Source organism: Ottowia sp. (genome assembly GCF_047601385.1).
Taxonomy (GTDB): Bacteria; Pseudomonadota; Gammaproteobacteria; order Burkholderiales; family Burkholderiaceae_C; genus Ottowia.
In genome coordinates, this window is record NZ_JASGJP010000001.1 from 2,179,125 (window position 1) to 2,193,559 (window position 14,435).

The 14,435-nt window shown below is 71.9% G+C and carries 16 protein-coding genes; 5 read left to right on the forward strand and 11 right to left on the reverse strand.

Annotated features, from left to right (window positions below; genetic code table 11):
• Positions 1 to 40 precede the first annotated feature (40 nt).
• Positions 41 to 451 (forward strand): PaaI family thioesterase, encoded by a 411-nt coding sequence (locus QM772_RS10640; RefSeq protein WP_415136231.1) that lies wholly within the window; start codon positions 41 to 43, stop codon positions 449 to 451.
• On the opposite strand, the gene QM772_RS10645 is transcribed toward QM772_RS10640, so the two are convergent.
• The 4 genes from QM772_RS10645 to QM772_RS10660 form a co-directional block, all read right to left on the reverse strand.
• On the reverse strand, positions 448 to 1,800 hold the full coding sequence (locus QM772_RS10645; protein WP_415136233.1) for an amidase: 1,353 nt from the start codon (positions 1,798 to 1,800) through the stop codon (positions 448 to 450). The genes QM772_RS10640 and QM772_RS10645 overlap by 4 nt on opposite strands.
• Before the next feature lie 58 nt (positions 1,801 to 1,858).
• A complete protein-coding gene (metW, locus tag QM772_RS10650) occupies positions 1,859 to 2,422 on the reverse strand; it encodes a methionine biosynthesis protein MetW (protein ID WP_415139558.1) in 564 nt (187 codons plus the stop codon).
• Between the two features lie 14 nt (positions 2,423 to 2,436).
• Positions 2,437 to 3,567, reverse strand: coding sequence for a homoserine O-succinyltransferase MetX (gene metX, locus QM772_RS10655; RefSeq protein WP_415136235.1), 1,131 nt, complete (start codon positions 3,565 to 3,567; stop codon positions 2,437 to 2,439).
• Positions 3,568 to 3,686: 119 nt separating this feature from the next.
• Positions 3,687 to 4,253 carry a TMEM165/GDT1 family protein gene (locus QM772_RS10660; protein WP_415136237.1) on the reverse strand — a complete coding sequence of 189 codons (567 nt, stop codon included), beginning with the start codon at positions 4,251 to 4,253 and terminating at the stop codon, positions 3,687 to 3,689.
• A gap of 263 nt (positions 4,254 to 4,516) precedes the next feature.
• On the opposite strand from QM772_RS10660, the gene QM772_RS10665 reads away from it, so the two are divergent.
• On the forward strand, positions 4,517 to 5,119 hold the full coding sequence (locus tag QM772_RS10665; protein WP_415136239.1) for an RNA recognition motif domain-containing protein: 603 nt from the start codon (positions 4,517 to 4,519) through the stop codon (positions 5,117 to 5,119).
• A gap of 70 nt (positions 5,120 to 5,189) precedes the next feature.
• Here the strand turns inward: QM772_RS10665 and QM772_RS10670 are convergent, their stop codons facing one another.
• From QM772_RS10670 to QM772_RS10685, 4 genes are read right to left on the reverse strand one after another with little or no spacing between them, the layout of a single operon-like run.
• On the reverse strand, positions 5,190 to 6,002 hold the full coding sequence (locus QM772_RS10670; protein ID WP_415136241.1) for an SDR family oxidoreductase: 813 nt from the start codon (positions 6,000 to 6,002) through the stop codon (positions 5,190 to 5,192).
• Positions 5,999 to 6,643 carry an LPS export ABC transporter periplasmic protein LptC gene (gene lptC / locus QM772_RS10675; RefSeq protein WP_415136243.1) on the reverse strand — a complete coding sequence of 215 codons (645 nt, stop codon included), beginning with the start codon at positions 6,641 to 6,643 and terminating at the stop codon, positions 5,999 to 6,001. Before lptC ends, QM772_RS10670 begins: the two co-directional genes overlap by 4 nt.
• A complete protein-coding gene (locus QM772_RS10680) occupies positions 6,640 to 7,212 on the reverse strand; it encodes a KdsC family phosphatase (RefSeq protein ID WP_415136245.1) in 573 nt (190 codons plus the stop codon). The genes lptC and QM772_RS10680 overlap by 4 nt, the downstream gene beginning before the upstream one ends.
• Positions 7,212 to 8,189: a KpsF/GutQ family sugar-phosphate isomerase gene (locus tag QM772_RS10685; protein WP_415136248.1), complete on the reverse strand. Its 978-nt coding sequence runs from the start codon at positions 8,187 to 8,189 to the stop codon at positions 7,212 to 7,214. The genes QM772_RS10680 and QM772_RS10685 overlap by 1 nt, the downstream gene beginning before the upstream one ends.
• Positions 8,190 to 8,226: 37 nt before the next feature.
• Here QM772_RS10685 and QM772_RS10690 point away from each other — a divergent pair, with 37 nt between their 5' ends.
• Complete coding sequence (locus tag QM772_RS10690; RefSeq protein WP_415136250.1) at positions 8,227 to 10,209, forward strand: cation:proton antiporter; 1,983 nt, start codon at positions 8,227 to 8,229, stop codon at positions 10,207 to 10,209.
• 17 nt (positions 10,210 to 10,226) lie between these two features.
• Positions 10,227 to 10,484, forward strand: coding sequence for a phosphoribosyltransferase family protein (locus QM772_RS10695; RefSeq protein WP_415136252.1), 258 nt, complete (start codon positions 10,227 to 10,229; stop codon positions 10,482 to 10,484).
• Positions 10,485 to 10,563: 79 nt separating this feature from the next.
• On the opposite strand, the gene mnmE is transcribed toward QM772_RS10695, so the two are convergent.
• Positions 10,564 to 11,976: a tRNA uridine-5-carboxymethylaminomethyl(34) synthesis GTPase MnmE gene (gene mnmE / locus QM772_RS10700; RefSeq protein ID WP_415136254.1), complete on the reverse strand. Its 1,413-nt coding sequence runs from the start codon at positions 11,974 to 11,976 to the stop codon at positions 10,564 to 10,566.
• A gap of 40 nt (positions 11,977 to 12,016) precedes the next feature.
• On the opposite strand from mnmE, the gene QM772_RS10705 reads away from it, so the two are divergent.
• Positions 12,017 to 12,379 carry a hypothetical protein gene (locus QM772_RS10705; RefSeq protein ID WP_415136256.1) on the forward strand — a complete coding sequence of 121 codons (363 nt, stop codon included), beginning with the start codon at positions 12,017 to 12,019 and terminating at the stop codon, positions 12,377 to 12,379.
• 129 nt (positions 12,380 to 12,508) lie between these two features.
• On the opposite strand, the gene QM772_RS10710 is transcribed toward QM772_RS10705, so the two are convergent.
• Entirely contained in the window at positions 12,509 to 13,213 is a 705-nt protein-coding gene (locus tag QM772_RS10710) for a crotonase/enoyl-CoA hydratase family protein (RefSeq protein ID WP_415136258.1), read from the reverse strand.
• Positions 13,210 to 14,412, reverse strand: coding sequence for a CaiB/BaiF CoA transferase family protein (locus QM772_RS10715; protein WP_415136260.1), 1,203 nt, complete (start codon positions 14,410 to 14,412; stop codon positions 13,210 to 13,212). The genes QM772_RS10710 and QM772_RS10715 overlap by 4 nt, the downstream gene beginning before the upstream one ends.
• Positions 14,413 to 14,435: the final 23 nt, after the last annotated feature.

The following is a 14,435-nucleotide window of genomic DNA, read 5'->3' on the forward strand; positions in this document are numbered from 1 at the left end:
ATCCGCCGTCGGGGCAACGAGGAAAGCTACCATCGCCGCCATGACCGACACCGCCACCCTCCAGGCCGCGCTGGCCGACTACTTCGCTCCCTGGGTGCAGGCGCTCGGCCTGCGCGTGGAGCCCGAGCAGCCCGAAGGTGCCGTGCTGCTGCGCCTGCCGCACGGCGACCAGCTGTCACGCGCCGGCGGCATGCTGTGCGGGCAGGCCATGATGGCCGCCGCCGACACGGCGATGGTGCTGGCGCTGATCGCGCACTTCGGCGCCTTCCGGCCCTGCACCACGGTGCAACTCAATACCAGCTTCCTCAAGCCGCTGTCGGGCCAGGACGCGCTGGTCGAGGCGCGCGTGCTGCGCGCCGGCAAGACGATGGCCTTCGGCGAGATCGACCTGCGCGGCGCGGCCGATGGCAAGAGCGTGTGCCGCGCCAGCACCACGTACGCGCTGCTTTAGCCTTTCAGCGCCGCCTCCACCGCCTCGCCCAGCGCCAGGATGCGCGCGTCGCTCAGGGCGCAGCCGGCCAGCATCAGGCCCACCGGCGCCTCGCCCTCGGCGTGGCACGGCAGGCTCAAAGCACAGCCGTCGAGGAAGTTGATCAGCGTGGGGTTGCGCAGGATCAGCCCGTTGGCGGCGAAGTAGGCGTCGTCGCTGGCCTGCAATTCGGCGATGGGCGGGGCGACGACCGGCACGGTGGGCATGACGAGGGCATCGAAGCCGGCGATGCGCGCCTCGACCTGCGCGATCCAGCGCCGGCGCGCGGCCAGCAGCTCGATGTAGTCGGCCGCGCCCATGCCCTGCGCGCCAAGGATGCGGGCGCCGACGCGCGGGTCGTATTCGGCCTCGCGCGTGGACAGCAGCGCGCGGTGCCAGGCCCAGGCTTCGGCGCCGGCCAGGGTGCCGCGCGCGTGCAGGCGGGCCAGTTCGGCGAACTCGGGCACGGCGATGCGCGTGATGCGCGCGCCGGCGGCGGACAGGCGCGCCAGCGCGCGCTCGAAGGTGGCGGCCACGGTGGCGTCCATGCCGTCCAGCACCGTGGTCTCGGGCAGCGCCAGGCGGGCGCCGGACAACGCGCGCGCGGGCGGCGGCACGGGCGGCTGGCCGGCCAGCACGGCGTCGGCGAGGGCGCAGCAGCGCACGCTGGCGCCCAGCGGGCCGATGGAGTCGAGCGTGGTGGAGAGCGGCAGCGCGCCTTCGGTCGGCACGCGGCGCTGCGTGGGCTTGAAGCCCGTCAGGCCGCACAGCGCCGAGGGGATGCGCACCGAGCCGCCGGTGTCGCTGCCGATGGCCACCGCCGCCATGCCGTCGGCCACCGACACCGCCGCGCCACTGCTGGAGCCGCCGGGGATGCGCCGCGCGGCGCGGTCCCACGGGTTGGCGGGCGTGCCGTGGTGCGGGTTGAGGCCCAGGCCGGAGAAAGCGAATTCCGTCATGTTGGTGCGCCCGACGATCACCGCGCCGGCGGCGATCAGGCGGTCGATGACGGGCGCGCTGCGCGCGGCGGGCGCGGCGCCCTTCAGCACCACGGAGCCGGCGGTGGTGACCTGGCCGGCGACGTCGAACAGGTCCTTGACCGAGACCGGGATGCCCTCCAGCGGCGAGCGCACGATGCCGGCGGCGCGCAAGGTGTCGGAGGCATGCGCGGCGGCCAGCGCGCGCGCCTCGTCGAGGCGGGTGAACACGCGCGCGCCTTCGCCGGCCGGCTCGCGCGCGCGGGCCAGCGCCGCCTCGGCCAGCTGCACGGCTGTCGCGCGGCCGGCCGCCAGCGCGGCGCCCAGGTGGTCGAGGGTGGGCAGATTACTCATATTTTAATAGCTGCTGGCGCTTGATGGACGGGCGCTGGAGGCCGATTTGGCTTGAAACTCAGCGCTGGAGCTTGAACACCGCGGTGCTGGCGCGCAGATTCGGCAACGCGCGCACTTCGCGGCCGTTCTCCAGACCGAAGGCGTCCTGCACCCTCAGGCCGTTCTTGCGCGCCAGCGCCTCGAAGTCCTTGTAGGTGCCGACGCGGATGTTGGGCGTGTCGTACCACTGGTAGGGCAGCCGGCGCGTGACGGGCATGCGCCCGCGCAGCACCGAGAGGCGGTTGGGCCAGTGCGCGAAGTTGGGAAAGGCGACGATGCCCACGCGCCCCACGCGCGCGGTCTCGCGCAGCATGACCTCGGCGTTGCGCAGGTGCTGTAGCGTGTCGATCTGCAACACCACGTCGAAGCTCTGGTCCTGGAACGCCCGCAGCCCCTGGTGCAGGTTGAGCTGCAATACGCTGATGCCGCGCCGCACGCAGGCCAGCACGTTGGCGTCGTCGATCTCGATGCCGTAGCCGGTGCAGCGCCGCTCGCGCCGCAGCAGCTCCAGCAGCGCGCCGTCGCCGCAGCCCAGGTCGAGCACGTGCGCGCCCTCGGGCACCAGGCGGGCGATGCTTTGCATGACGGCCTGGTCGCTCACTGGCCTACCCTCCTGCCCATGCCGTCGAAATACGCGCGCACGACACCCAGGTAGCGCGGGTCGTCCAGCAGGAAGGCGTCGTGCCCGTGGGGCGCGTCGATCTCGGCGTAGCTCACGTCGCGGCGGTTCTCCAGCAGCGCCTTGACGATCTCGCGCGAGCGCGCGGGCGGAAAGCGCCAGTCGGTGCTGAAGCTGACCAGCAGGAACCGCGCCTGCGTGCCGGCCAGCGCGCCGGTCAGGTCGCCCCCGCGCGCGCGCGCCGGGTCGAAGTAGTCGAGCGCGCGGGTGATCAGCAGGTAGGTGTTGGCGTCGAAGTAGTCGCTGAACTTGTCGCCCTGGTGGCGCAGGTAGCTTTCAATTTGAAACTCGATGTCCTGCGTGCTGTATTTCAGGTCGATGCCTTCCCTGAGTTGCCGACCGAACTTCTCGTTCATCACGTCGTCGGAGAGGTACGTGATGTGGCCGATCATGCGCGCGATGCGCAGGCCGCGCTTGGGGATAACGCCGTGGCGGTAGAAGTGGCCGCCGTGGAAGTCGGGGTCGGTGACGATGGCGCGGCGCGCCACCTCGTTGAAGGCGATGTTCTCGGCCGACAGGTTGGGCGCGCTCGCCACCACCACGGCGTGGCGCACGCGCGTGGGGTATTGCAGGGTCCAGCTCAGCGCCTGCATGCCGCCCAGGCTGCCGCCCATCACCGCCGCCAATTGGTCGATGCCCAGGGCGTCCAGCAGCCGCGCCTGGGCATCCACCCAGTCCTCCACCGTGACGACCGGGAAGTCGGCGCCATAGACCTCGCCCGTGGCCGGGTTGCGGTGCATCGGCCCGGTGGAGCCGAAGCAGGAGCCGAGGTTGTTGACGCCGATGACGAAGAAACGCTCGGTGTCCACCGGCTTGCCAGGGCCGATCATGTTGTCCCACCAGCCCTCGCTGCGCGCCTGGCCCGCGTACACGCCGGCCACGTGGTGCGAGGCGTTGAGCGCGTGGCAGATCAGCACGGCGTTGCTTCCGTCGGCGTTGAGCCGGCCGTAGGTCTCGTACGTGAGGTCGTAGCCCGCGATCGACGCCCCGCTGCGCAGCGGCAGCGGCGCCTCGAAATGCATGGACTGCGGGGTGACGACGAGCGGCATGGCGACAAAAAAACCCGGTTCGCCAAATCGCGGAACCGGGTTGCCTGGGTGTCTCGGATTTAGCGGTATTTGTTGAGCGCCCGCAAGCAGAGGCAAATCGGCGCTGAGGAGGAAGTATATCAACCCCACCCGAGCAGGGCGGCCAGCCCGAGCGCCAGGAAGATCAGCGCCGACACCACGTGCACCGCGCGGATCGGCACCCGCTTGACCAGCCGGTCGCCGAACCACACCACCGGTGCGTTGGCCAGCATCATGCCCAGCGTGGTGCCGGCCACCACGGCCGTCCACTGCGGGTACTGCGCGGCCAGCGCCACGGTGGCGATCTGCGTCTTGTCGCCCATCTCGGCCAGGAAGAAAGCCACCAGCGTGGTGCCGAACACGCCCAGGCGGGAGGTGGCGGCGGGCGCCTCGTCCTCGTCCAGCTTGTCGGGCACCAGCATCCACGCCGCCATGGCGACGAACGAGCCGCCCAGCACCCAGCGCAGCACGTCCGGGCCCAGCACCCGCGTCACCCAGCTGCCGACGGCGCCGGCCAGCGCATGGTTGACCAGCGTGGCCGCCAGAATGCCCCAGGCGATGGGCCAGGGCCGCCGGAACCGGGCCGCCAGCAGCAGCGAGAGCAGTTGCGTCTTGTCGCCCATTTCGGCCAGCGCGACGATGCCGGTGGACAGGAGGAAGGCTTCCATGCGCCGGTACTGCGAGGGAGGTTTGGGGGGAGCGCGCGGCGCCCCGGACTGGCGGGAAAATAGCCGACTGATTTTATCGGAAACAGCGCCCATGCTTGACTTTGGGCGATCTGACGCATAATCGCGCGGGTGTGCGTGCTGCACACATGCGGTTTTGCGGTGATCATAGTCAGTTGCCCTTTATGGCCCGGGATCAGGGCCCGCCAAAGGCGTTTTGCGGACTCCATCGCTTTCACTTTTTTGTCTTTCAGGAGTCCCTTTTAATGGGTAACAAACTTTACGTCGGCAACCTGCCCTACTCGGTGCGCGACGGCGATCTGGAGCAGGCGTTCGGGCAGTTCGGCTCGGTCACCAGCGCCAAGGTCATGATGGAGCGCGACACCGGTCGTTCCAAAGGCTTCGGCTTCGTCGAGATGGGCAGCGACGCCGAGGCGCAGGCCGCCATCGGTGGCATGAACGGCCAATCGCTCGGCGGCCGCAACGTGGTCGTCAACGAAGCGCGTCCGATGGAAGCGCGCCCGCCCCGCTCCGGCGGCTACGGCGGCGGCGGTGGTGGCTACGGCGGCGGTGGTGGCGGCGGCTACGGTGGTGGCGGTGGCGGCTACGGCGGCGGCCGTCGCGAAGGCGGCGGCGGCGGTGGTGGTTATGGCGGCGGCGGCGGCGGCGGTGGTGGCGGCTACGGTGGTGGCCGTCGCGAAGGCGGCGGTGGCGGCGGCTATGGCGGCGGCAACGACGGCAGCTTCCGCAGCCCCTACGGCTCGGGCCCGCGCGGCGGCGGTGGCCGACGTGACGGCGGTGGCGGCGGCCGGCGCGACGGCGGCGGCGGCGGTTACGACAGCGGCGGCCGCGACGACGACAGCTATTGATTAAATAGCACTCAGCGCTTACCCAGCAAGCGCCAGAGGCCAAAAAGGCTCCGATTTTCGGAGCCTTTTCTCATTCGAGCGGCCCGTCTTGTCGCGCCTTGCGCGGCCGGCCGGCCAGCAAGCGATCGAACAGCGCGTTGGGCAGCACGCGCAGCAGCTTGGCCGCCACGCCCATCTGCCACGGGATCACGCGGTAGCTGCGGCCGGCCTGGATGACGCGCAACGCCCGGTCGGCGAAGCGCGCAGGCGTCATCAGGAACGGCATCGGGTAGCGGTTGCGGCGCGTGAGCGGCGTATCGACGTAGCCGGGCAGGATGGTCACCACGCGCACGCCGCTGCCGCGCAGTTCGCCGCGCAGGCTTTCGCAGTAGCTGACCACGCCGGCCTTGCTGGCGCAATAGGCGCCGTGGCCGGGCAGCCCACGGATGGCCGCCACGCTGGCGATGCCCACCAGCCGGCCGCTGCCGCGCCGGCGCATGGGTTCGACGAAGGGGTGGAAGGTGGCCGCCAGGCCGAGGTTGTTGGTGGCGAAGGTGCGCGCCATCACATCCAGGTCCGCCCGCACCGCCGTGTCCATGCCGACGCTGATGCCGGCGTTGGCGACCACCACGTCGGGCAGGCCCTGCGCCGCCAGGCAGGCCTGGCCGGCGGCGACGATGCTGGCGGGGTCGGCCACGTCGGCGCCGTACACGCGCCAGTGCTCGGCCGGCCAGCCCTGGGCCTGTGCCCAGGCGGTGAGCTGGTCAGCGCGCCGCGCCACCAGGGCCAGGCGCCAGCCGGCGGCCGCGCAGCGCAGCGCCAGCGCCTGGCCGATGCCGCTGGAGGCGCCGGTGATGAAGGCCAGCCGGCGCTCTTCGCCTTCGGGCGGCCGGGCGGCGTTCACGACGGATCCTGGCCTGGCGCCTTGCCCTTGGGCAAGAGCGTGCCCCGCACGCGGCCTTGCAGGTTGGCCACGCCGCTCTTGTCGCTGTAGTCGAACACGTCGCCGGTGAAGACGTCGCTGCCGCGCCGCAGCTCCACGGGCTGGTCGGAGCTGACGCGCTGCTCGTCCACGAAGGCGTGCAGGAACTCGCCGCGGAACTCCAGCCGGGGGATCACCTCGCCGCTGGCCTTGGCCACCGGGTCGCGCACGACGAGGGCGTCGCCGTAGAGCTTGATCTCGGAGGCGTCGGCGTTGGAGATGCCGCGCCGCGCGGTGGCCACCGTGGGGTGGCCCTGCGTGTCGTAGGAACGCATGCGCGGCTGGGTGACCTCCAGCGTGTCGTCGGCCGGGAAGTGGCGGCCGTGGACGCCCGTCAGCTCGGACTTCAGGCGGCCGTTGGGCTCGAAGGTGCGCACGGAGAAGTCGCGCATGAAGTAGTCCGGCTCGGGCGACACCCGCGCATCGCCGGCGGCGTCGACGATGTGCGGCGCGCTGCGCACCAGCCACCAGGTGCCCAGCGCGAACAGCACCATCAGCAGCGCCGGCAGCCAGGCCGAGAGCTGGTCCCGGCCGTAGCGCAGCAGGCGGCCGCGGTCGATCACGCGGCGGCCTCCGCGGGAGCGCCGCAGGCCTCGTCGAACAGGCGGCGGTAGTGGCCGCCGGCGGCCAGCAGCAGGTCGCAGAACTCGCGCGCCGCGCCTTCGCCCGCGCGCGCGGCGGTGACGTGGTGAGCCATGGCGCGCACCTCGGCGTGCGCCTGCGGCGGCGCGCAGGCGAAGGCGGCGCGCCGCAGCACGGGCAGGTCGGGCCAGTCGTCGCCGATGGCGGCGGCCTGCGCCCAGTCCAGGCCCAGCCCGGCCAGCAGCGCCTCGGCTGCCGGAAGCTTGTCCTCGGTGCCCAGGCGCAGGTGCCGCACGCCCAGCGCTTGCAGGCGCAGGCGCAGCGGCGCCGAGTCGCGCCCCGAGACCACGCAGGGCGCGATGCCGGCGCGCGCCAGCAGCTTCAGGCCGTGGCCGTCCAGCGTGTGGAAGCGCTTGAGCGTCTCGCCCTCGGCGCTGAAGTACAGGCCGCCGTCGGTCAGCACGCCGTCGACGTCGAAGAAGGCGGCGCGCACACCCTGCGCGCGCAGCAGCAGCTCGGGGGGCCAGTTGAGGACGGGGGCTGGTGTCATCAGATAACCTTCGCACGCATCAGGTCGTTGCTGCTGACGGCGCCCACCAGCCGGCCGGCCGCGTCCAGCACCAGCAGCACGGTGATGCGGTGCTGCTCCATCAGCTCGGCGGCCTCGGCGGCCAGCGCGTCGTCGCGCACGGTGCGCGGGCTGGGGTGCAGCACGTCGCGCGCGGTCAGCGCGCGCAGGTCGCGCCCGGTCTCGACCAGGCGGCGCAGGTCGCCATCGGTGAAGATGCCGAGCACCCGGCCCTCGTCGTCGGCCACGGCGGTGGCGCCCAGGCCCTTGCGGGTGACCTCGCGCATCAGCGCGCTGAAGTCGGCGCCGGGGCCGACGCGCGGCACGGCGTCGCCGCCGCGCATGACGTCGGCCACGCGCGTGAGCAGGCGCCGCCCCAGCGCGCCGCCGGGGTGCGAGCGGGCGAAGTCCTCGGCACGGAAGCCGCGCGCGTCCAGCAGCGCCACGGCCAGCGCGTCGCCCAGCGCGAGCTGCGCGGTGGTGCTGGCGGTGGGCGCCAGGTTGAGCGGGCAGGCTTCCTTCTCGACGCCGCTGTCCAGCACCACGTCGGCATGGCGCGCCAGGGTGGACGCGGTGCCGCCGGTGATGGCCACCAGCGGCACGCCCAGGCGCTTGACCAGGGGCAGGATGGCCGTCAGCTCCTCGCTCTCGCCGCTGTTGGAAATGGCCAGCACCGCGTCCTGCGGCTGGATCATGCCCAGGTCGCCGTGGCTGGCCTCGGCGGGGTGCACGAACATCGCCGGCGTGCCGGTGGAAGCCAGCGTGGCGGCGATCTTGCGGCCGACGTGGCCGCTCTTGCCCATGCCCATCACCACCACGCGGCCGCTCACGGCCAGCAGCAGCGCCACCGCGCGGGCGAAGCCGCCCGCCAGCCGGCCCTTCAGGCCCAGCAGCGCGGCGGCCTCGATGTCCAGCGTCTCGTGGGCCAGGCGCAGCGCGCGGGCGGGGTCGAAATTCATGCGCGGATTCTATCGACGGCACTGCTAGCATCGACGCATGACCGCCCTGGAGCTGACGCTGCTGTACCTGCTGGCCGCCGTGATGGCGGTGGCGGCCTGCCGCTGGTTGAAGCTGCCGGCCATCCTGGGCTACCTGACGGCCGGCGTGCTGATGGAGCCGCACACGCTGGGCCTGGCGTTCGGGCAGGACGCCGAGAGCATCAAGTACCTGGCCGAGTTCGGCGTGGTGTTCCTGATGTTCGTGATCGGGCTGGAGTTCAACCTGCCCAAGCTGCGCGCCATGCGGCGCCACGTGTTCGGCCTGGGCCTGGCGCAGGTGGCGCTGACGATGGCGCTGGTCACCGCCGGCTCGGTGCTGCTGGCCTGGCTGGCGCCCACCGCCTGGCCGCTCGGCTGGCAGACCTCGCTGGCGCTCTCGGGCGCCATGGCGATGAGCAGCACCGCCATCGTCGTCAAGATGATCGCCGACCGGCTTGAGCTGGATTCGGAGCACGGCCAGCGCGTGATGGGCGTGCTGCTGTTCCAGGACTTGGCGGTGGTGCCGCTGCTGGTGCTGATCCCGGCGCTGGGCAGCCCGCCGGAGGCGCTGTTCGGCGCGCTGGCGCTGGCCGGCCTGAAGGCGGCGCTGCTGATCACCGTGCTGCTGTGGGGCGGCCAGCGCGTGATGCGCTGGTGGCTGACGGTGGTGGCGCGGCGGCGCAGCGAGGAGCTGTTCGTCCTCAACATGCTGCTGATGACGCTGGGCCTGGCCTGGCTGACCGAGCACGCCGGCCTGAGCCTGGCGCTGGGCGCCTTCATCTGCGGCGTGCTGATCTCCGAGACCGAGTTCCGCGTGCAGGTGGAGGCCGAGATCCGCCCCTTCCACGACGTACTGCTGGGCCTGTTCTTCATGACCATCGGCATGCTGCTGGACTGGCGGCAGGTGGTGCTGCAATGGCCGCTGGTGCTGGCGCTCACCACGCTGCCGGTGCTGTTCAAGCTGGGGCTGGTGACGGCGCTGGCCCGGCTGCTGGGCGCCAGCAGCGGCGTGGCGCTGCGCACCGGGCTATACCTGGCGCAGGCGGGCGAGTTCGGCTTCGTGCTGCTCACCCTGAGCCGGCGCGAGGGCCTGCTGCCGCCCGAGCTGTTCAACCCGGTGCTGGCCGCCATGGTGCTGTCGATGCTGGCCACGCCCTTCATCGTCATGGCCAGCAACCGCATCGTGATGCGGCTGGTGGCCGGCGAGTGGCTGCAGCAGTCGCTGCAGATGACGCGCATCGCCAGCCAGTCGATCAACACGCGCGGGCACGTCGTCATCTGCGGCTACGGGCGCAGCGGCCAGACCATGGCGCGCCTGCTGGAGCACGAGGACATCCCCACCATGGCGCTCGACCTCGACCCCGACCGCGTGCGCCAGGCGCAGGCGGCCGGGCAGTCGGTGGCCTTCGGCGACGCCGCCAAGTCTCAGGCGCTGGTGGCCGCCGGCATCAAGCGCGCCAGCGCGGTGGTCATCACCTACCTGGAGCTGCCCAGCGTGCTGAAGGCGCTGGCGGTGATCCGCGAGCTGGCGCCGCACCTGCCCGTGCTGGTGCGCACCCAGACCGACCGCGACCTCGACAAGCTGCGCGCCGCCGGCGCCACCGAGGTGGTGCCCGAATCGCAGGAAGGCTCGCTGATGCTGGCCAGCCACGCGCTGGCCCTGGTGGGCGTGCCCATGCGGCGCGTGATCCGCGTGGTGCAGGAGCAGCGCGAGCAGCGCTACGGCCTGCTGCGCGGCTTCTTCCACGGCGCCGACGACGCCAGCGACGACGAGATGGCCGAGGAACGCCTGCAGACCTTCGTGCTGCCCGACACCGCCGCCGGCCGCACGCTGGCCGAGTTGCTGGCCGGCGCCGGCGAGCTGCGCGCCATCCGCCTGCGCCGGCGCAACGGCCAGCCCGTGCCGCCTGACGACGGCGCGCCGCTGCAGGGCGGCGAGACGCTGGTGCTGTCCGGCAAGGCCGAGGCGCTGGCGCGCGCCCAGAAAGTCATCGGCGCCTGAGCCAAAGGAAACCCCCGATGAGCACACCTTTTGCCGTCGCCGACTACCTGCGCCAGCACATCCGCGCCGTGCATGCGGGCCAGCGCGTGCTGCTGGTCGACGACCTGATCGCCACCGGCGGCACCATGCTGGCCGGCAAGAAGCTGCTGGAGAAGCTGAGCGCCAGCGTGACCGAAGGCGCCGCCATCGTCGATCTGCCCGGACTGGGCGGCTCGGCGCGGCTGCGCGAGGCGGGGTTGAAGCTGTTCACGCTGATGGACTTCGGCAGGCACTGAGGCGCCGATGACTACTGTTTTTATAGCTGCCAGCGCTTGATGGTCGGGCGCCAGAGGCCGATTTGGCTTAGAAAACGACCTACTTCCCTATACAGAACCGCGCGAAGATCACCCCCAGCAGATCGTCCGCGCTGAAGGCGCCGGTGATCTCGTTCAGGGCGTTCTGCGCCAGGCGCAGTTCCTCGGCCAGCAGGTCGAGCATGGGCTGATCGCCTTCCAGCTGCGCCGTCGCCGCGTCCAGGTGCTCGGCCGCGCGGGCCAGCGCTTGCAGGTGGCGCTCGCGGGCGATGAACTGACCTTCGCCCGCGCCGGCCTGCCAGCCGGCCAGGTCCAGCAGACGCTGGCGCAGCGTGTCCAGGCCCTCGCCGGTCCTGGCGGACAGGGCGATGCCGTCGTCGCCGGGCAGCGGGCCGGGCGCAGCATCGTGCTTGTTCCACACGTGCAGCACGGGCACGCCGCGCGGCAGGCGGGCGGCCAATTCGGTGGCGATGCGGGCGTCCTCGGCGGCGTGGGCGGGCTCGTGCCGGCGCGTCAAATCATGCAGCAGCAGCACGGCGTCGGCCGATTCGATGTGCGCCCAGGCGCGCGCGATGCCGATGCGCTCCACCTCGTCGCCGCTCTCGCGCAGGCCGGCGGTGTCGAGCACGTGCAAGGGCACGCCATGGATCTGGATGGTCTGCTGCACCACGTCGCGCGTGGTGCCGGCGACGGGGGTGACGATGGCCAGCTCGGCCCCGGCCAGCGCGTTCAGCAGGCTGCTCTTGCCGGCGTTGGGCTGGCCGGCGATGACCACCTTGATGCCTTCGCGCAGCAGCGCGCCCTGGCGCGCGCGCGCCTGCACGCCGCGCAGGTGCTGCTGCAACTTCGATAGCTGCCCGCGCACGTCCTGCTTGCGCAGGACGTCGATTTCTTCCTCAGGAAAGTCGAGCGTGGCCTCGATCAGCATGCGCAGGTGGATCAGGCCGTCGACCAGCGCGTGCACCTCCTGCGAGAAGGCGCCCGCGAGCGAGCGGCTGGCCGAACGCGCGGCGGCGGAGGTAGAGGCGTCGATCAGGTCCATCACCGCCTCGGCCTGCGCCAGGTCGAGCTTGTCGTTGAGGAAAGCGCGCTCGGTGAATTCGCCCGGCCGCGCCAGCCGCAGGCGGGGCAGGCGCGGCGCGCCGGTGGCGGGGTCGGCTTCGGCGGCCGCTTGCAGGCAGCGCGCCAGCAGCAGTTGCAGCACCACGGGGCCGCCGTGCGCCTGCAGCTCCAGCACGTCCTCGCCGGTGTAGGAATGCGGCGCCGGGAAGTGCAGCGCCAGGCCGTGGTCGATGGCGCTGCCGTCGGCATCGCGCAGCGGGCCATAGGTGGCCATGCGCGGCGCCAGGTCGCGCCCGGTGAGCGCGCGCGCCAGCGCCCGCAGGTCGGGGCCGGACACGCGCACGATGCCGACGGCGCCGCGCCCGGGCGCGGTGGCGATGGCGACGATGGGGTCGCGCGGCGAGAGCGTCATGGCATGATTGTCCGCGACCCCGTGCTGCCCCACGCGCGCCATGAGCCTGACCCTGTTCAGCAACGTCCACGTGCTCGACGTGCGCGCCGGCCGGCGGCTGGAGGACCACCACGTGCGGGTGGAAGGCAACACGGTCCGCGAAGTGTCGGACCGGCCGATCGCCACCACGGCCGCCCGCGTCATCGACGGCCGCGGCCGCACGCTGATGCCGGGGCTGATCGACTGCCACGTGCACGTCACCTTCTCGCAGACCAACCTGGGCCTGCTGGCGGACATGCCCGACACCACGCTGGAGGTGCTGCAAAGCGCCTCGCTGATCGGTGCCGAACTGCTGGGCCAGGGCGAGCGCATCGCGCTGGTGATGCAGGGCGGCGTGGTGCGGGTGGACCGGCGCGGCGCCTGAGGGTGCCGCGCCGCCGTTCTTAGGCCAAAATAGCCCGCAGCGCGCACGGATATTGCGCTGATAGCTATCTATAGGATAGCAACCCGCGCGGCAGCCGCAGGCCCGGGCCACCGCCCTGCCCGCTCGGGTTCAGGCCGCTGCCGCGGCACGCCGGTTGCGGCTGTCGTTCTGGATGCCGGCGGCCAGCTCGTCCAGCAGGGCTTTGCGCGCCTTGAGCTTGGTGTTGCGGTGCGCGGCCATGTTGAGCTTCCTCAGCCGCTCAGCGGCGGCGCGCGCGGCGGCCATCAGGTCGTCGGGCGCGGCCAGGGCATCGAGGAAGCCGGCGGCCAGCGCGCCGGCCGGGTCGAACATCTCGCCGCAGACCACCGAGCGCTCGAAAGCCGGGCGGTGCAGGCGGTGGCGGGCCAGCGCGATGCCGGCGTCGTGCATGGTCATGCCGATGGCGACTTCGTTGAGGCCGATCTTGTAGGGGCCTTCGACGCCGATGCGGTAGTCGGCCGACAGCAGCAGGAACGCCCCCTTGGCGACGGCGTGGCCGGGGCAGGCGACGATGACCGGGTAAGGGTGGGCGAGCATGCGCAGGGAGAGCGAGGAGCCGCCCGTGACCAGCGCGTCGATGGCCGCGGCGCCGGCCTTCATGACCGAGAGGTCGTAGCCGCCCGACAGCATGCCGGGCTGCCCGGTGAGGATGACGACGGCCTGGTCCGCGATGGCGCGGTCGAGGCCGGCGTTGAGCCCCTCCAGCACGGCATGGGACACGGCATTGGCCTTGCCGTTGTTCAGGGTGAGGGTGGCGACGCCCTCGTCGAGCTGGTAGCCGACGACGCCGTTCATCCGAGCACCTTGCCGGCGCGCAGTTGGGCGATCTCGTCGGCGCCGTAGCCGGCCTCGCGCAGGACCTCTTCGGTGTGCTGGCCGATGGCGGGCGCCTTGCGCGGCGCGACCTTCGGCTGGCCATCCACGTGCAGCGGGCTGGTGATGGTCATCAGCGTGTCGTTCTCGAACGGCACCAGCACGCCGGCGTCGATGGCCTGCTGGTCCACGGCGCAGTCCTGCGGGCTGGCGACGATCTCGAACACCAGGCCCGCGTCGGTGAGGATCTGGCGCCATTCGCTGCGGTCGCGCTCGGCGAAGGCGGCGTCCAGCGTGGCGATCAGCTCGCCCGCGTGCTTGAAGCGGTCGGCCTGCTTGAGGAAGCGCGGGTCGCTCACCAGCGCCTCGCGGCCCAGGCACTTGGCCAGCACGGGCCATTGGCGCTCTTCGTTGAGGATGGTCAGGATCAGCCACTTGTCGTCGCGGCACTTGTAGTAGGCGGTGAGGGCGTTGAACAGCTTCTCGCGCGGCGGCCGGGGGTAGAAGGTGGCGTCGCACAGCGCGGCCTGCACGTTGAAGCCGTTGGCCCAGAAGCCGTTGGCGATGAGCGAGGAGCCCACCTGCGAGCCGCGCCCGGTGCGCTCGCGCTGGTACAGCCCGAGCATGACGGCGCCGAACAGCGAGATCGCCGACGGGTGGTCGCCCATGCCGACAAGCGCGCGCGCCGGCGGCAGGCTGGCGTCGGGGCGGCAGCCGTCCATCAGGCCGGAGCGCGCCCAGTAGGCGGTCATGTCGAAGCCGGGCTTGGACGCCTCGGCGCCGCGCTCGCCGTAGCCCGTGAAGGAGCCGTAGACCAGGCGCTCGTTCAGCTTGGACAGCGTTTCGTAGCCCAGGTTGAGCTTCTTGCGCACGGCCAGCGGGTAGTTGGTGATGAACACGTCGGCCGTGCCGGCCAGGCGGTGCAGCACGGCCTGGCCCTCGGGCAGGGCCAGGTCGAGGACCATGCCGCGCTTGTTGCGGTTGTCCAGCAGCCAGCCGTAGGTCTGGTCGGTCTTGGGGTTGCCGGGCAGGCGCGAGAGGTTGCGGCCGGCGTCGCCGGCGCCGGGCGGCTCGATCTTGATGACGTCGGCGCCGAAGTCGGACAGCACGGCGGCCGCGCCGGGCGCGGCGATGAAACTGCTGCAGTCGATGACCCGCAGGCCCTCAAAAAGTCTGGTCATGGTTTGTCTCGCTGGTTGTACTG

What these genes read in the sequence shown, in the direction of transcription:
- QM772_RS10715 (WP_415136260.1), bottom strand. Translation starts at nt 14,412, where the DNA reads ATGACCAGACTTTTTGAGGGCCTGCGGGTCATCGACTGCAGCAGTTTC.
- QM772_RS10710 (WP_415136258.1), bottom strand. Translation starts at nt 13,213, where the DNA reads ATGAACGGCGTCGTCGGCTACCAGCTCGACGAGGGCGTCGCCACCCTC.
- metX (WP_415136235.1), bottom strand. Translation starts at nt 3,567, where the DNA reads ATGCCGCTCGTCGTCACCCCGCAGTCCATGCATTTCGAGGCGCCGCTG.
- QM772_RS10705 (WP_415136256.1), top strand. Translation starts at nt 12,017, where the DNA reads ATGAGCCTGACCCTGTTCAGCAACGTCCACGTGCTCGACGTGCGCGCC.
- QM772_RS10665 (WP_415136239.1), top strand. Translation starts at nt 4,517, where the DNA reads ATGGGTAACAAACTTTACGTCGGCAACCTGCCCTACTCGGTGCGCGAC.
- mnmE (WP_415136254.1), bottom strand. Translation starts at nt 11,976, where the DNA reads ATGACGCTCTCGCCGCGCGACCCCATCGTCGCCATCGCCACCGCGCCC.
- QM772_RS10695 (WP_415136252.1), top strand. Translation starts at nt 10,227, where the DNA reads ATGAGCACACCTTTTGCCGTCGCCGACTACCTGCGCCAGCACATCCGC.
- QM772_RS10645 (WP_415136233.1), bottom strand. Translation starts at nt 1,800, where the DNA reads ATGAGTAATCTGCCCACCCTCGACCACCTGGGCGCCGCGCTGGCGGCC.
- QM772_RS10685 (WP_415136248.1), bottom strand. Translation starts at nt 8,189, where the DNA reads ATGAATTTCGACCCCGCCCGCGCGCTGCGCCTGGCCCACGAGACGCTG.
- QM772_RS10690 (WP_415136250.1), top strand. Translation starts at nt 8,227, where the DNA reads ATGACCGCCCTGGAGCTGACGCTGCTGTACCTGCTGGCCGCCGTGATG.
- QM772_RS10660 (WP_415136237.1), bottom strand. Translation starts at nt 4,253, where the DNA reads ATGGAAGCCTTCCTCCTGTCCACCGGCATCGTCGCGCTGGCCGAAATG.
- metW (WP_415139558.1), bottom strand. Translation starts at nt 2,422, where the DNA reads ATGCAAAGCATCGCCCGCCTGGTGCCCGAGGGCGCGCACGTGCTCGAC.
- QM772_RS10680 (WP_415136245.1), bottom strand. Translation starts at nt 7,212, where the DNA reads ATGACACCAGCCCCCGTCCTCAACTGGCCCCCCGAGCTGCTGCTGCGC.
- QM772_RS10640 (WP_415136231.1), top strand. Translation starts at nt 41, where the DNA reads ATGACCGACACCGCCACCCTCCAGGCCGCGCTGGCCGACTACTTCGCT.